Raw genomic sequence first — 16,708 nt, 5'->3', positions numbered from 1 at the left:
ATAATCACCCACTTTGCACTATTATATCATTACTGTTGTCATTATTTTAAGTAACAAATGTCATATTTATGTAAACAAAAACTGCACTGTTATGGTAAAACTTATTATAATAACAGTGCAGTTAATAATTTTCTAATGACTAATTATATATCATTATGCAATTTTAAATATTTTTTTCCAATAGCAATAGCAGCATAATCATCTACAGGTACTGGAGGAGTTTGCATTCCTAATGGAAGAAGTCTTTTCCAACCACGTGGCGGATTATCTTTAAAATAAAGCTTTCGCGCTTCATCAGTAGTTCTATATTCATCAACTACTGTAAAATCTAATAGCGGAAAATTTTCTTTTAAAAGTCTTTGCTTCTGTTTACTACTTGTACCACTACCTATTACTAATAATTTTATAAAGAAATTGTCTATCAACTGATTGATTTTATCAAGCAATTTTTCTGAACTTACAATGCCATGCCAATATATTTCCCCATTAAAAGAAAATACAGCTATTCCCGTTTTTTCTCTGCCTGGGTCAATAGATATAAAACAATCATTCATTCTTATCATCATCTTGATGCAACACTATATTTAAACGCAATGGACCTAATATATCCGTATTTTGCACAGCATAAGCACTCACAAGTATATTACCACTTGAATTTTGTAATGCTTTATCAATGGAATAAATTTGGTTGCCACTTATGACACCAACTGCTCCTGTAAGTGGATTTGGTAATATACCATTGCTCGTTGCAGTTTTATTTACATTACGCAGAAAATCACCTATTAGATATTCTGTATTTATTCCATCAACTGAAATATCATATACCTTTTGATATACCAATTCATCTTTTTGATATACCATTCTATTAGGATGAAGTTCTAAATCTGTAAGCACTGCATCTCCCTTTACTAAATTGGCAGCAACAATTAAGCGAACAACCATATCTCTATCCGCATGCATTAAAGTTTTTACGGCTTCTTCATATTCTGCTGGATAAATCCAAACACCATTTTTAGCTTCTTCTTCACCTAAACGGTCAACAATTTTACTATTAGCTAGTGCCACTATCTGATTTAAATCGTGTTGTATCTGTCCTGGACTATCTGTCTTCTTGATAATACCACTGGCTAATAACTCACCAACACGATATACAATTGGACGTTCACGTATATTTTCTATGCCCTCTTGTAAATCACTATTTAATTTTTCAAGGCTAGCATTATCTGTTTTTAAACTTTGATTATTTGCCGTCAAAATATCATTATCTGCTAATAAATCACTATTTTCTTGAGCCAATTGGCTATTATTTCCTATAAGCTGTTCATTATCTGCTAATAACTGATAATTTCGTGCTTGCAATTGCTCTTGTTGTCGTTTTAATTCTTCCGCTGAAGATTGTGCTTTTTCTAATTCTGACTGTGATTTTTCCAATTCTTTCTTGGATTTATCATATTCATCTTTAGTAAAAGTTAAATCCTGTTTCATCGTTTCTAATGAAACAGTAGCTTCGTCTAAATCTTCTTGCGTTGCTTGCATTTCTTTACGCAATTTTTCCATGCCGAAAAGTGCTGTTCTGACATTTTCAGATGCTATAGCTAATACACCAAAAGTTACCGTCGTTATCAAAATCCCTGTAACAATTGTAACGAGTATTGATGTGTGCTTTGGTCGCATTCCGAATAAAGACAGTTTTTTCTTTCCTACTTTACTGCCTAGGCGGTCACCTATGAAGGCGATTACGCCACCGGTCAAAACTAATACTACAATCAGCATAATGCCATACATGGCTCACACCTACTTTTCTCTTTCTATTATTTTGACTCTTTACGTATTAAATAACAACCTACAATAAGGGTTACAATATTTGGTATCCAAACAGCGATTGCTGGCGGAATAAATGAACTCTGTCCAATGGCTCCAGCTAAAGTCATCAACGTATAGTAAATAAAAATTATAATGATACTTATACCAAAACCAATGGAAGATGAACTTCTATTTGGTTGAATACCAAGTGGCGCCCCGATTAATGCAAACATTAAACTTGCCATTGGTACTGTAAATCTTTGATATAATTCTGTTTCTATTTTTCGTGTATCTACATATTGTGATTTCATGATATCAATTTGTTCTTTTAACTCTTTGATACTCATTTCATCTGGTTTTTTCTGACTTCTAATTATTTGATTTGGATTTTGGTTTATCGGTAAAACTTGTGAATCAAATTTCATCATGCGTTCTGTATCTGGCTGAGATAAATCATATAATACACCATTATACATAACCCAATTATCATCAGTATCCCATTGTGCATATTCCGCATTTTCTACACGAACCATTTTATTTTTTTCAAATTCTTGGATAGATAAATTGTCTAAACGACCTGTTTCAGCATCATATCGACGTGCATATACAAGGCGCTGTATATTACCATCTTGAATTTGTTTAATGATTATATGGTCTTGTGATTCTGGTGTTGTATTTCCTTGTATTTCATAGCGTACTAAATCAGCATATGCTTGATTTGAAGCTGGAACTACATATTCATTAAAACCTATTGAAAAAATGCTCACACCTAAAGAAAAAACTATAACCGGAGTAACTAAACGTTTAAAACTTATGCCACAAGCTCGCATAGCTATTATTTCACTATTACCTGATAATCTACCAAAAGTTAAAAGTGCTGCTAAGAGCATTGACATTGGGAAAGTCCAAACAATAATTCCCGGTAAACTATAAATAATCAAACGAACTATAGCTGAAAAAGACGCACCATATTGCGTTATATACTGTGCAATACGAAGCAGTGTTCCCGACCCTAAAAATACAGCAGAAAATGCACAGACGCCAAAAAGAAAGGTCATTATCGTCTCTTTCAATATATATTTATCTAAAATACGCATCTTTACACTCTCTCCTATAATTTAAAATCTTCACCCAGGTAGAATTTTCGAGCCAGTTCACTATTAGCAATAGTATCACTATCGCCTTCTAGTAAAATTTTTCCGCTATTCATGATATATGCTCTATCTACAATTTTTAATGTTTCTCTTACATTATGGTCTGTAATCAAAATTCCCATACCACGCTTTTTTAAATAACCAATAATCCCTTGAATATCAGCTACAGCAAGCGGGTCAATACCTGCAAAAGGTTCATCAAGTAACATAAAATTAGGTTCTAATGCCAGACCTCTAGCAATTTCAACTCTACGGCGTTCACCACCTGAAAGTTGCATGCCAAGTCTAGTTTTTATATGAGTGATATTAAATTCTTCTAACAAATCATTTATCTTTTTTTCTTGTTCCTGTTTAGATAATTTTGTTGTCTGTAATATAGCACGCAAATTATCTTCCACTGTCAATTTGCGGAAAATAGATGCTTCCTGTGCTAAATAACTTATACCTAATTCAGCTCGCTTATTTATAGGGAGTTTGGTTATATCTATATCAGAAATAAACACTTTGCCCGAGGTTGGTTTTTCAATGCCGACAATCATATAAAAAGTTGTAGTTTTCCCTGCACCATTAGGACCGAGTAGCCCTATTATTTCACCTTTTTGTACGCTAAGTGAAACATCTCTTACAACCGGTGTACCTTTATATTCCTTTATAAGATTCTTTACCTCAATATGCAAACTGCGTCACTCATTTCTTTCAAATTTATTTAATATTTATATTATCTCCCATATATACAGTCAAAGTATTTCCTCTGACAATATTATTATTTTGCGTTGCTACAGCATTTCCTGTCAATACTAATTTACCATTTTCAGCACTATTATAAACAGCATTATCACTATTCGTTATGATATTGCGTGATGGACTTTTTATATTTACATTACCTGTAGCTGTGAATGTGAAATCTTGACCGTTTCCACTATAAGTTGCTTCATTACTTGTAGATTGAACATCATTTGTTTTGCTATTTAAATATACATTGCCTACAGCATGATACTGCTGTGTATTTAAATTACCTGATAAGACATCGCCTTTTATTTCTGCCTGTGGACCTGAAGCACTTCCACCATTTGGCATGGATATATCACTTGTCGCTTGATTATAGCGAATTTGTGGTCCTACTAAAGTATTTTCACCTTTAACCGCTACTACATTACCATCAGCAACGTATTCTTGATTAGCTGTTGAAAATAACTTATCTGCTGTTAAATTCATATCATCTTTTACAGCTGTTACGCCACCTGTAATAGTAACTTCTTGCGTCTTAAAATTATACGTAGCTTCTCCACCCGTCAATACGCCACCATCACGTGTAACTCTTACGCCACCTGTAGCTTTTGCCATATCAGTTCGTGCATCATACTCAATGACATCACCCGAAAGTTCAATTGGACCATCTGCTGCTATAGCACTACCACTATAAATGAAACATCCACATAAAACAGCTGCAACAATGGCTTTTATTTTACCATATTGTTTCATTGATTAATATCCCCTTTTATAATATGTGCATTTCCCATCAATTTAAAATTTTGGAAAGCATCCTTGCTTTCTGCTTTATCACCAGTTGCTACCATTCCTGGCTTAGAGATTTTTACATTTCCATCGCAAGTCAATACACTTTGCTCACCATCCCATGTGACTTTATCTGTTTCAAAAGCCATATCATCTGTTGAATGAGCTTTTATACCTTCTGTAATTTCAATATTTTTCTTAGCTTGGTCGTATACTGCTTTAGCAGCTGTTATTTCAATACTGCTGCCATCTTCTCGATAGAAAGTACCTTTTATATTCTCCATATCAACAATTTGTGTATCTTGATTAACTGACATCTTTTCAGCATAACATTCCCATATTAACTTACCATTTACTTCTTCTTTTAGGGAATTGTTATTATATGTCATAATTTTACTTACTGGTTTTGCGTCTTCTGGTTCAACATTTGGTCTACTAGCATATGCCCAGTAAACAAGACCTATCGCACATAAAACCAACAAGTATACAGCTATTTTTCCTTTGTTAATAGCCACTTTCTTAGTCATCTTTGACCACCCTAGTTGTTTTTACTGTATGAGTTTTATTTTTCTTACGCTGTTCTGGACGTGTATTCCAACGTTTTTGGAACCAAATCCATTGCGTTGGATGCGCAATTATCTGATTTTCAATAACCTTTGTCATACGCTTTGTAAAATCAAATAAATCTGCATTCGTATCTCCTGTATCATTATATACTATCGGTTCAGAAATTTCTATTTTATGTGTACCATCACTTTGTCGAATAATAAATGCTGGCACTACAGGAGACATAAATTTGCGAGCAAATACTGCTGGTCCCATTGGTGTTGAGCATACATCACCTAAAAATTCAATAAAAGCTCCGCCAGGTCCTGCATCTTGGTCAGCTAAAAATCCTAAAATACGACCTTTTTTCAAAGCTCTAGTTGCAGCTAAAAGTTCTGAAGCTGCACCACGAGCAAAAATTTCTACACCTACTAAGGCACGATATTCATCTAATAATTTTGTATACTGTGAATCTGGTTGTGGCTTAGCAAGTGCCGTAACAGAAAAACCAGCTTTCACTAAGCCTGCTGCTAACCATTCCCATGTACCAATATGTGCTGTTAAAATTACTACGCCTCTATTTTTAGCATATTCTCTTTTTAAGATATCTAAGCCTTCAAATTTTATATATTTAAAATTATCCTTTTTTAAACGAGGCATATATAAAATTTCTAAAACATTTTGACTGAGATTGATAAAGGAATCTTTTATTATTTTCTTTGCTTCTTCTTCACTATTATGGAATGATTTCATCATGCGAGCTACTGCACGATTGCGTTCCTTAGCTACTATATGAAAATACAAAATACCAAGTACATGTCCCAGTCTCAATATACTTTTATGCGACAAACAACATAAAAAAGCACTAAACCATTTTAATAATTTATACTTCATGTTAACACCCTTATCATTAGCAGCATAAAATTACTGTGAAACAGTATCATTAGTTTTACTTTCAGCTTCAATAGTCATATATCTATTGACAATATCTTGCCATTTACCTTGTGCTTTTAAAATAAATTCAATAATCTGTCTTACAGCACCATGACCACCATCAAAATCACTTTCAAAAATAGCAACTGATTTTGCTTCATCAGTAGCATCTGCTACCGTTGCCGGAAAACCTACATCATTCATAACGGCTAAATCAAATAAATCATCACCAATATAAGCAAATTCTTCTGGTTTTAAATTAAATTCTGCTTGTAATTCATGATAAGCAGGAATTTTATTCTTCTTATTTTGGTAAAAAGCATTTATTTTAAGTTCTTTAGCACGAAAAGCTAACATTTTCGATTCTCGCCCTGTAATAATCGCTGTCTTTATACCTTCTTTTTGTGCAAGAGTTATCCCTAATCCATCTCGCACATTAAAAGTTTTAAATAGTTCTCCTTCTGCGCCCACACAAACAGAACCATCTGTTAATACACCATCTACATCAAGAATTATCATCTTGACTTTTTGTGCTCTTAAAAATGCGTCTTCACTGTATCGCATTAAACCACTCCTTGACGAAGCAAATCGGTAAGATGAACAATACCTACCGGTTCATTTTTTTCTTTATCAATAACAGGAAGCACTGTAATAGGTTTTGGTTGATGTTTTTCCATTATGCTAAGTGCTTCTGCCGCCATCTTATCTTTTGTAATAACAACAGGATTTTTTGTCATTAAATCTTCTACTGGTTCGTCTAAAAATTCTGCTCCACGTGCAAGCATACGACGAATATCGCCATCTGTAACAAGTCCTATAAATTTACCATTTTCATCAACAACAGAAGTTGCTCCTAATCCTTTAGCTGTCATCAAGAATAATGCTTCTTTTGCTGTTTTATGCACAGAAATCACAGGATTATCTTCACCAGAATGCATTACATTTTCTACTTTAAGCAAAAGTCTTCTGCCTAGTGCTCCACCTGGATGGAATACAGCAAAATCTTGTGCTGTAAAATTACGAGATGACATCGCTGCTATTGTTATAGCATCACCCATAGCAAGTGTTGCTGTAGTACTAGCAGTCGGTGCAAGACCAAGTGGACAAGCTTCACGTTCTACACTTATATCAATATAGTAATCAGCATTTTTTCCCAAAGTAGAAGTTCGTCTACCACTCATAGCAATGATTTTTGCACCAATGCGTTTTATAATCGGCAAAATATTTACAATTTCATTGGATTCACCACTATTAGAAATGGCAAGTACCATATCATTTGCTGTAACCATACCTAAATCACCATGAAAAGCTTCGGCTGGATGCATGAAAAATGATGGTGTGCCTGTACTTGCAAGACTTGCTGCAATTTTTCTACCTACATGACCTGATTTTCCCATACCTGTAACAATGATACGACCTTGACATGCTAAAATAGCTTTTACTGTAGCTTCAAATTCATCATCAACATGTGTAACTAATTTTTTTACAGCATCAGCTTCTATTTGAAGTGTTTCTATTGCTTTTTCTTTTATCATTATCTATACCTCGTAGAATTTAACTCTCAAAAAAATCCCTTAAAATTTTTAATATCTAATTTTTATTATTTGTTTATTTTCTTTTTAGTAATTTCGTTAATAGCAATTAAATCTTTTAATAAATCTTCTAATTTATCAAGATAAACCATATTTGGTCCATCGCAAAGTGCTTCCTCTGGATTATCATGTACTTCCATGAAGAAACCATCTACTCCAGCACCAGCTGCTGCTCTTGCTAAATATTCTACATATTCACGATTACCAGCTGATTTTGTACCTGCACCACCTGGAAGCTGTACACTATGTGTTGCATCAAAAATTACAGGATAACCTGTAGAGCGCATGATAGGGAAAGAACGCATATCTACTACAAGATTATTATAACCAAAAGTTGCACCGCGTTCTGTCAAAAGAATTTTTTCCGAACCAGCTTCTTCAATTTTTTTCACAACATTTTTCATATCTGCTGGAGCTAAAAATTGACCTTTTTTAACATTTACAACACAACCAGATTTTGCTGCTGTATATAATAAATCTGTCTGACGACTCAAAAATGCTGGAATTTGCAATACATCTACAACTTTAGATACAGGTTCAACTTGCTGTTCATTATGAATATCTGTAACTACTGGAACATTGAGTTCTTCTTTAATGCTTTGAAGCCATTTTAAACCTTTTTCAAGTCCTGGTCCACGATAACCATTATAAGAAGAGCGATTTGCTTTATCGAAAGATGCTTTAAATACATATGGTATGCCGAGACGAGATGTTATTTCTTTTATAGTTTTACCGATATATAAAGAACGTTCATATGATTCTAATACGCAAGGGCCAGCTAATAAAACGAGCGGATTACCTGCTCCAACTTCGAAATTGCTAATTTTTACTGTATGCATTAATAACACTTCCAATCCTATAAATTTAAATTCTGATAAATTTCATTCACTTCTGCTAAATCTTCCGGTGTATCTACACCAACGAAATGTTTATCTGTAGTTATAACTTTTATTTTATATCCATTTTCTAAAGCACGAAGCTGTTCAAGTGACTCTGTCTGTTCAAGTGGTGTTGGTTGCATTTTAGCATATTGTAACAAAAAATCTCTACGATAGCCATAAATTCCAATATGTTTATAAACTGTTACACCTGTATTTTCTCTAGGATATGGAATTAATGAACGAGAAAAATATAATGCAAAATCATTTTTATCTGTAATAACTTTTACATTACTCGGTTTATCTTTTTCTTCTTCAGTCATTGGAGTTTTAACAGTTGCCATCTGTAAATTTTCATCATCTACAAAAACTTGTGCTAAATCATCAATAATATGTGGGTCAATAAGTGGTTCATCGCCTTGAATATTGATTATTACATCAGCATCTGGAATTTTAGTGGCAACTTCTGCTAATCTATCTGTTCCTGTTGGATGATTTTTAGCTGTCATTACGGCTTTTCCGCCAGCACTTTTCACAGCGTCCAATACACGTTCATCATCTACAGCCACAATTACTTCACTAGGTTTTTTTGCTAGTAATGCACGTTCATAAGTACGCACTACCATTGGTTTACCAGCTATATCAGCAAGTGGTTTACCTGGAAGTCTAGTTGAAGCATATCGTGCTGGTATTACACATACGATTTTCATTTTTTTATTCCTTTCTTTGGTGGTAATTTATCTCGTAAAAATTTAAATGCTGCTTCAGCATTATTTATAAATGTAACTTCTATACTAATAATATAAATCGGTATCGGTCTTTTTTTACTAAGCAAGGTTTGTGGAATTTTTACAGCATCTTTATCAGTAATTACAATGGCTTCTGCGCCTTGTTCTTCTGCTTGGTTCATAACTTCTCTAATTTCTTGTTCTGTATAATCATGATGGTCTGGAAAACGCAAACTTTCTGTAATCACTGCCCCAATATCACTGAGCGTTTGTTCAAATGAAGCAGGATTTCCAATTGCTGACATAGCAATTATTTTATGACCTCTCATAGTATCAATTGATAAAATTTCATTTTTTTCTTTGCTGAATAAATTACCAATTTCTATAAAACCTAATGGCTTATGTGTACTTTCAACAACAAGTGCTCGTTCATTATATTTAGCTAATGTTGAACGAATTTCTTCACAAGCGCCCTTTGCTGCTTGGTCTACTTTTGTCAATAAGCACATATCTGCTCTATCTAAATGATTAAGCGGCTCTCTGAGCGTTCCACGTGGCAACATATGACCGTTACCAAATACATTAATCGCATCAACGAGCAAAATATTTAAATCGCGTTTTAATTTCCAATGTTGATATCCATCATCTAAGATGACTACATCTACATTAAAATTATCTACAGCATATTTTCCTGAAATAGTTCTATCCGTACCTATTAAAACAGGGATATCTGGCAAACTTCGTGCTAATAAATACGCTTCATCTCCAGCTTCATCAGCTGTCATAAATACCGTATTTCCATCAGAAACTACGCCAACTTCACCTTTCCATTTTGCTCGATATCCACGATTTAGAATAGCTATATTATAACCTAAATCACGAATATAACGCGCTAAAAGTTTAGCTGTCGGCGTTTTTCCTGTACCGCCTACTGTTATATTACCAATACTTATAACAAAACAATCTAATTTTATTTGTTTTTTTATACCCCATTGATATAAATTCAATTGAAAATTAACTAATCCACGATAAATTAAAGAAAAACCATAAAGCATACCTAAAAAGGCTTTTTCTGTAACACTTTTTTGTGATTCATCATGTACTAATTTATATAAATACGTCTGTAAATTTTCAATTTTTTCAGTAGAACGAACTTGCACAGGACCAACTTTTTCATATTCATCTAACATTTGATGTAATATCACAGCTGAACGACGAGAAGCTCCTTTATTATCTTTTATAATATTTAAAGTTTCTTGCTCCATCTGTCGACGTTTTTCTGGATTATCAAATAAATCCAAAACAGCATTAGTTAATTCTTTTGCATCTTTTACCGTAATACACGCATTGCGTTTACTGAAAAGTATATGTGTATCTTTAAAGTTGAACATATGCGGTCCTACGATAATAGCTTTGCCATGCGCCGCTGGCTCTAAAATATTATGCCCGCCATGGCGAATTAAGCTACCACCAACAAAAATTACATCACCTAAACTGTAAATTCTACCAAGTTCGCCAATCGTATCTAAAATGACTACATCATGATCATAACTAGGTTTTTCTTTAAGCTTAGTGCGAAAATCTGTTTTAAAACCATATTTATGACAAATGCTAGCTATTTCATCTTTGCGTAAAATACTTCGCGGTGCAATTAACAATTTAGCATTCACATGTGTCTTTTTTAATTTAGAAAAAGCTTTCAATACAGCTTCTTCTTCACCTTTATGTGTACTTCCTGCTAAAAATATACCTTGAGCATTATCAAGACATAATTCTTTTAATAATACTTGTTTTTCTTTTGTACTTACATCTGTATATGTTTGGTCAAATTTAGTATTACCTGTAACTGTTACTAATTTTTCATCAGCACCTAACCGAATGATATATGATGCATCAATATCTGATTGCATTGCAAATTTTTTTACTGTGCCTATCATATCAGATAAAATGCTAAACATATATTTATATCGTTTTACTGATTTATCACTGATACGACCATTTACCATCATTACAGGAACATTATGCTTGCGTGCTGCTTTTAAAAAGTTTGGCCATAATTCTGTTTCTACTGGTAAAAATACACGCGGTTTTATTTTTTTTATCATACGTTCCGGAAGCCACGGCAAATCTATCGGAAAATAAATAATACTATCTGCATCTTTAATAATGCGATTTGCCATAATATAGCCTGTATTAGTTACCACTGATACTAATATCGGCGTTCCCGGAAACTCTTTTCGAAATTCCTTAATAATTGGACTAGTTGCTACGATTTCCCCTACAGAAGAAGCATGTATCCAAATACAATTTTTATCTGCAACTTTATCCAAAGCATGTTTTGGCAAAAAGCCAAAACTTTGAATTATACGTCCCAAAAAACCTTTTTCCCGAATAGTCCGTACTATAAAATACGGTATCAGCAGTATAACAAGCAATATAGCTATTATATTGTATAAAATTCGCATAAACTCCACCTATTTTGCTTTCTTATCACTAAATTGTATGTTATACAAATGACTATATAAACCACCTGTCTGCATAAGTTCTTTATGTGTGCCACTTTCAGTAACTTTACCATTATCTAACACAATAATCTTATCCGCATTGATAATCGTTGATAAGCGATGTGCAATGACAAACGATGTTCTGCCTATCATTAATTTATCTAATGCTTCTTGCACAATTTCTTCACTTTCCGTATCTAAAGCCGATGTCGCTTCATCTAAAATCAAGATACGTGGATTTTTTAAAATTGCACGCGCTATAGCAATACGTTGGCGTTGTCCGCCTGATAAAGTTATACCTCTTTCACCGATTTTAGTTTCATATCCATCTGCTAAATGCATAATAAAATTATGCGCATTTGCAGCTTTAGCTGCTTCGATGATTTCCTCATCAGTTGCATCAAGACGACCATAGCGAATATTATCTTTGACAGTACCACTAAACAACATTGTTTCTTGTGGTACTACCCCGATTTGCTCACGTAAAGAACGTATTGTAACATCTCTAATATCAATACCATCTATTTTTATAGAACCTGCCGTTACATCATAAAAACGTGGTATCAAATTGGCAATTGTTGATTTACCTGCACCGCTAGGGCCTACAAATGCAATTACTTGACCTGGCTTAGCTTCAAGTGTCAAATCATGTAATACGTCAACATCTTTTTTATAACCAAAAGATACATGGTCAAATTGTACATCTCCGCTAATCTTTGGCAATTCTATTGCATTTGGTTTATCTTTTAACTTTTCCTCAGTATCTAAAACATTAAATACACGTTCTGCTGCTGCCATTGCTTTATTAATTGTCCCATATACACGACTAATGCGTTTTACAGGATTGGCCAAATTTACCGCATATGTTAAAAACGCAACTAATGCCCCAGCAGTTAAAGCTCCATTTACAACTTGATAACCGCCAAACCATAAAATAACAGCTACAATAACAGCTGCTAAAAATTCTACAGTAGGTGTCAATAATGAACTGAGTTGTACACTCTTCATATTAGCTTTAAAATTTAAGTTATTTTGATTTTGAAATCTCTCTATTTCATAATCTTCTCTAGCAAATGATTTTACTACTCTAACACCAGATATACTTTCTTGTAACAAAGATGTAATTTCAGCTGTTCTTTCCTGTATTAAAGCACCACTTTGTTTCAATTTTCGTCCAAAAATTTTCATAGCTTGTCCAATTACTGGTACAACTACAAGTGTTACAATACTGAGTTTCCAATCTAAATAAAACATCATAATCAACGAACCTATCAAAATAGATAGTTCCGTCACCATTTCTATTAAGCTATCAACAAGTGCCGCCTGTAATGCCGCCACGTCATTTGTTATATAGCTCATAATCGTACCTGTTTGCTTTTTTTCATAATAACCAAGTTGTAATTTTTGAAATTTAATATATAACAACTCACGCACATCAATTATAACTCTCTGTGCTATATACGAAACTAAATACGATTGTCCATAATAAAATATACCTCTAAATAAAAATACAACTACTATCCCAGCTGCTATTAAATTTAATAGCATCATATCTTTATTCATAAGTACCTTATCAACCATATCTTTTATAATCCATGGTACATATAAATTAGCTGCTGCTGACATTATTATGCAGATTATGGCAAGTCCTAGCCTCTTCCAATATGGCTTTATAAACGAAATTAGTCTCTTATAATCATTCATCTCATCTATTCCTTATTTTTTGATAAAAATTTTTCAGCTGTCTGCAAAATAATCTTTGCTGTTCTTTCTGCTACACCTGGAGAACCCAATTTTAATTTTATTTGTCCTAACTTATCTTTTACAATTTGAGCTGTTTCAGTATCCTTAAATAATAATCTAGACTCATCAGCTATTCTTTCACCATTTACATCATCTTGTAGTAACTCTGGTAAAACTTTTTCATCAGCTAAAATATTTGGCAAACTGAAAAATTTTACATTCACAAATAATTTAGCAATGCGATACGTAAATGAAGACATTTTATATAAAACAACACAAGGAAGACCCATAAGAGCAGCTTCTAAAGTTACCGTTCCTGAAGTTGCTATTGCAAAATCACAACAATTCATCAAATCATACGTTTTCTCATAACATAATGTTACATTTAAGCCCGATTCATTTATTTTTGCTTCAATGCGTTTACCATCAATTCCTTGTGCTACTGGCAAAAAGAATTTAACATTTTTTCGTTCTTTACTAATAATTTTGCCTGCCTCTAACATAGGCTCTAACATTTTTTCAATTTCTTGTTTTCTACTTCCTGGTAACAATAAAATATTGTCATCAGTTAAATCTATATTAAAAAATTTACAGGCCTGCTCTTTTGTCATAGAAGATTTTACATTGTCTAATAATGGATTTCCTACAAAAGAAATATCAGCACCTGCTTCTTCATACACTTTCGTTTCAAATGGAAAAATAGCCACTATTTTATCAGCTATTTTAGCTACTTTTTTTGCCCTTCCTTTTCGCCAAGCCCATGCTGACGGTGGAATATATGAAAATACTGGTATATTTAATTTTTTGGCTTCACTGGCTAAACGCCAATTGAAATCCGGATAATCTATCAAAACAAGCAAATCTGGTTTTTGTCTCTTCATTTCTTCTACAAGAAAATCTTTCAACTTAAACATCTTGCGAAGATTTATCAATACTTCCCAAAAACCCATCACACTATAATCTAACATATTTTTACAAAGTGTTACACCAGCAGCTTCCATTTGTGGTCCACCAAAACCGAATAAATATGTATTCGGTGCTATTTCCTTTATTGCCTTCGCTAAGTTAGCACCGTGCATATCACCCGATGTTTCTCCAGCGGAAAACATTATTTTATACATAAAATCCTCCAACCTATATCAAGCAGAAAAAGACGCGATGATAACATTAAAAAATGTATCTCCGCGCCTCCTAGTACTACATTACCACAATAGTTATATCGTGCTTATCAGCTAAATCTAATGCTTTTTCTCTATCAACCAATAAAGTACGTCCTGCTTCAATAACAAGTGCCGAAGCATTTACTTCTATCATTGTTTCTATAGTCTTTATTCCAACAGCTGGCATATCAAAACGATTATCCTGAGCTGGTTTAGCAACTTTAGCTACAACAGCACCACCGCAAGCTAATTTTCCTCCACGCAATATGCATGCATCCGTACCTTCTATTGCTTCAAGAGCCATAACAGCTTTATTTTTTACAACTACTGTTTGTCCTATATCTAAACCACCAAGGGCTTTTGCCATCTTAAAACCAAATTCCATATCTTCTTTTTCTTGTTGAGTTGGCTGACGTTTAGTAAGTACTCCTGGTTTCGGCATAATCATTTTCAAAAGCATTGTCTGGTCAAATGTCTGTATGCCTTCTTTCGCTAATTCCTTTACAAAAGCAAGCATCATAGTATCATCACTATGGTCTTTCAAAGAAGCAAGTAAAGCTAACATTCTAGCATCTGGTAGCGCATGTTGTCCTGTAAACAATATTTCTTTTGTAACCTTACCAATCATAATAACATCTGTTACATTATTGGATTTTAAATATTCAATGATACTACCAAGTTGAGCTATACTAATTGCTTTATAATCTGTTACTTCTTTTGCTAAATCAGCTTCTACTCCATCAACTAAGCCTACAGCATAAACACTGATGCCCATTTTTTTTGCAGCTTTAGCCACTTCTATAGGAAGTCTTCCAATTCCGGATAATAAACCTATTGATTTCATCTTAAATCCTCGCTTTAATTACTGCTTTCATGACTTTCTCGACAAATACCACGGTCTGCATCGCGTAGAAAACGCAAGAAATGTTCTACTTCTGGACAAGAGTCCACTTCTTGTTCAATCACAGATATTGCCTGTGCTAATTTTAAACCAGAACGATATAAAATTTTATACGCCTGTTTAATAGAACGTCTAGAGCTAAGCGATATACCTGCACGAGAAATCCCTACACTATTTAATCCACAGACATTAGCTGGTCGACCATCAACAATTGTATATGGCACAACATCTTGAACTAATTTTGAAAAACCACCAACCATTGCATTTCGTCCAATTTTTACAAATTGATGCACTCCTGCAAAACCGCCAAGTACAACTCTATCTTCTACTATTACATGACCTGCTACTGAAGCATTATTTGCCATGACTACATTATTGCCAATAACACAGTTATGTGCTACATGTGTATATGCCATCAATAAGCAATCATTGCCGATACGAGTTTCTTCTTCAGCTCCGCAAGCACGATGAATCGTCGCAAACTCACGAACTTTTGTTCTATCGCCAATAACTACATAAGATTTTTCACCTTTGAATTTTAAATCCTGTGGTTCTGCACCGATAGATGCGCTTGGAAAAATCACACAATCTTTACCTATTTTAGTCCATCCTGTTATAACGGCATGTGGAAGTACTTTTGTACCATCACCAATTTCCACATCTCCATCGATTATTACATATGGTCCAATTTCTACATTTTTACCAATACGAGCATTAGGATGTATTATTGCTGTAGGATGTATTTTATTTTCTTCTCCCACTAAATTTCACTCCTCATCAAAAAGCTAAAATTTTAGCTTTTTACCAAACTATTAAAGTTCTGTTTTTTGCAATGCAAATGTAAAATCACCCTGTGCTACAAGCTGGTCATCTACATATCCTTCACAATGTACTCTACCAAATTCGCCACGAATTTTTGTAATTTCAGATTTCATTATCAACTGGTCACCAGGAATTACTGGTCTTTTAAATTTTACATTATCCATTCCGCCAAAATAAGGTAATTTACCTCTATTTTCTTCTGGATATAATAAAGCAAAGCCACCAACTTGTGCCATAGCTTCCAAAATCAAAACACCAGGCATAATTGGATGATCTGGAAAATGACCATGAAATTGTGGTTCATTCATAGTAATATTTTTTACGCCTACAGCGTATTTCATCGGTTCCAATTCAATAATACGGTCAACCAACAAAAATGGAGGACGATGCGGTAATACTTTTTCAATCTCAGTAATATCAATTCTCATA

The 16,708-nt window shown here is 33.7% G+C and carries 17 protein-coding genes; all 17 read right to left on the bottom strand.

Translation table 11 applies throughout. The features are described from left to right. Window positions 1-143: 143 nt before the first annotated feature. The 17 genes from CKV65_RS01055 to fabZ all read right to left on the bottom strand — a co-directional run bounded on the left by CKV65_RS01055 (window position 144) and on the right by fabZ (window position 16,707). Complete coding sequence (locus CKV65_RS01055) at window positions 144-554, bottom strand: RuvC family protein (protein ID WP_027890134.1); 411 nt, start codon at window positions 552-554, stop codon at window positions 144-146. Next, on the bottom strand, window positions 547-1,773 hold the full coding sequence (locus CKV65_RS01050; protein WP_231922690.1) for a DUF3084 domain-containing protein: 1,227 nt from the start codon (window positions 1,771-1,773) through the stop codon (window positions 547-549). Before CKV65_RS01050 ends, CKV65_RS01055 begins: the two co-directional genes overlap by 8 nt. Window positions 1,774-1,811: 38 nt before the next feature. Then, on the bottom strand, window positions 1,812-2,900 hold the full coding sequence (locus tag CKV65_RS01045; protein ID WP_027890136.1) for an LptF/LptG family permease: 1,089 nt from the start codon (window positions 2,898-2,900) through the stop codon (window positions 1,812-1,814). Window positions 2,901-2,914: 14 nt separating this feature from the next. Further along, on the bottom strand, window positions 2,915-3,634 hold the full coding sequence (gene lptB / locus CKV65_RS01040; protein WP_027890137.1) for an LPS export ABC transporter ATP-binding protein: 720 nt from the start codon (window positions 3,632-3,634) through the stop codon (window positions 2,915-2,917). 25 nt (window positions 3,635-3,659) lie between these two features. Next, complete coding sequence (locus CKV65_RS01035; RefSeq protein ID WP_027890138.1) at window positions 3,660-4,439, bottom strand: LptA/OstA family protein; 780 nt, start codon at window positions 4,437-4,439, stop codon at window positions 3,660-3,662. After that, window positions 4,436-4,999, bottom strand: a complete 564-nt coding sequence (gene lptC / locus CKV65_RS01030; protein WP_027890139.1) for an LPS export ABC transporter periplasmic protein LptC — start codon at window positions 4,997-4,999, stop codon at window positions 4,436-4,438. The genes CKV65_RS01035 and lptC overlap by 4 nt, the downstream gene beginning before the upstream one ends. Then, entirely contained in the window at window positions 4,992-5,912 is a 921-nt protein-coding gene (locus CKV65_RS01025; protein ID WP_027890140.1) for a lysophospholipid acyltransferase family protein, read from the bottom strand. Before CKV65_RS01025 ends, lptC begins: the two co-directional genes overlap by 8 nt. A 30-nt stretch (window positions 5,913-5,942) precedes the next feature. Beyond that, on the bottom strand, window positions 5,943-6,515 hold the full coding sequence (locus CKV65_RS01020) for a KdsC family phosphatase (RefSeq protein WP_027890141.1): 573 nt from the start codon (window positions 6,513-6,515) through the stop codon (window positions 5,943-5,945). Then, window positions 6,515-7,486: a KpsF/GutQ family sugar-phosphate isomerase gene (locus CKV65_RS01015; RefSeq protein ID WP_027890142.1), complete on the bottom strand. Its 972-nt coding sequence runs from the start codon at window positions 7,484-7,486 to the stop codon at window positions 6,515-6,517. Before CKV65_RS01015 ends, CKV65_RS01020 begins: the two co-directional genes overlap by 1 nt. Window positions 7,487-7,551: 65 nt before the next feature. Then, window positions 7,552-8,382 carry a 3-deoxy-8-phosphooctulonate synthase gene (kdsA, locus tag CKV65_RS01010; RefSeq protein WP_027890143.1) on the bottom strand — a complete coding sequence of 277 codons (831 nt, stop codon included), beginning with the start codon at window positions 8,380-8,382 and terminating at the stop codon, window positions 7,552-7,554. A gap of 17 nt (window positions 8,383-8,399) precedes the next feature. Then, window positions 8,400-9,131, bottom strand: a complete 732-nt coding sequence (gene kdsB / locus CKV65_RS01005; protein WP_027890144.1) for a 3-deoxy-manno-octulosonate cytidylyltransferase — start codon at window positions 9,129-9,131, stop codon at window positions 8,400-8,402. Continuing rightward, window positions 9,128-11,614 carry a tetraacyldisaccharide 4'-kinase gene (gene lpxK, locus CKV65_RS01000; protein ID WP_027890145.1) on the bottom strand — a complete coding sequence of 829 codons (2,487 nt, stop codon included), beginning with the start codon at window positions 11,612-11,614 and terminating at the stop codon, window positions 9,128-9,130. Before lpxK ends, kdsB begins: the two co-directional genes overlap by 4 nt. Window positions 11,615-11,623: 9 nt before the next feature. Next, on the bottom strand, window positions 11,624-13,357 hold the full coding sequence (locus CKV65_RS00995) for an ABC transporter ATP-binding protein (RefSeq protein ID WP_027890146.1): 1,734 nt from the start codon (window positions 13,355-13,357) through the stop codon (window positions 11,624-11,626). A 5-nt stretch (window positions 13,358-13,362) separates the two neighbouring features. Further along, window positions 13,363-14,517, bottom strand: a complete 1,155-nt coding sequence (gene lpxB, locus CKV65_RS00990) for a lipid-A-disaccharide synthase (protein WP_027890147.1) — start codon at window positions 14,515-14,517, stop codon at window positions 13,363-13,365. Between the two features lie 76 nt (window positions 14,518-14,593). Continuing rightward, the gene (locus tag CKV65_RS00985; RefSeq protein ID WP_027890148.1) at window positions 14,594-15,400 is read right to left on the bottom strand and encodes an LpxI family protein; all 807 of its coding nucleotides are present in this window, start codon (window positions 15,398-15,400) and stop codon (window positions 14,594-14,596) included. A gap of 14 nt (window positions 15,401-15,414) precedes the next feature. After that, window positions 15,415-16,218: an acyl-ACP--UDP-N-acetylglucosamine O-acyltransferase gene (gene lpxA, locus CKV65_RS00980; RefSeq protein WP_027890149.1), complete on the bottom strand. Its 804-nt coding sequence runs from the start codon at window positions 16,216-16,218 to the stop codon at window positions 15,415-15,417. Between the two features lie 51 nt (window positions 16,219-16,269). Next, complete coding sequence (fabZ, locus tag CKV65_RS00975; RefSeq protein WP_027890150.1) at window positions 16,270-16,707, bottom strand: 3-hydroxyacyl-ACP dehydratase FabZ; 438 nt, start codon at window positions 16,705-16,707, stop codon at window positions 16,270-16,272. Between the last annotated feature and the right edge of the window lies 1 nt (window position 16,708).

This window comes from Megamonas hypermegale, from assembly GCF_900187035.1.
In the GTDB taxonomy this organism is placed as follows: Bacteria; Bacillota; Negativicutes; order Selenomonadales; family Selenomonadaceae; genus Megamonas; species Megamonas hypermegale.
This window is presented reverse-complemented; position numbering and strand designations above follow the sequence as displayed.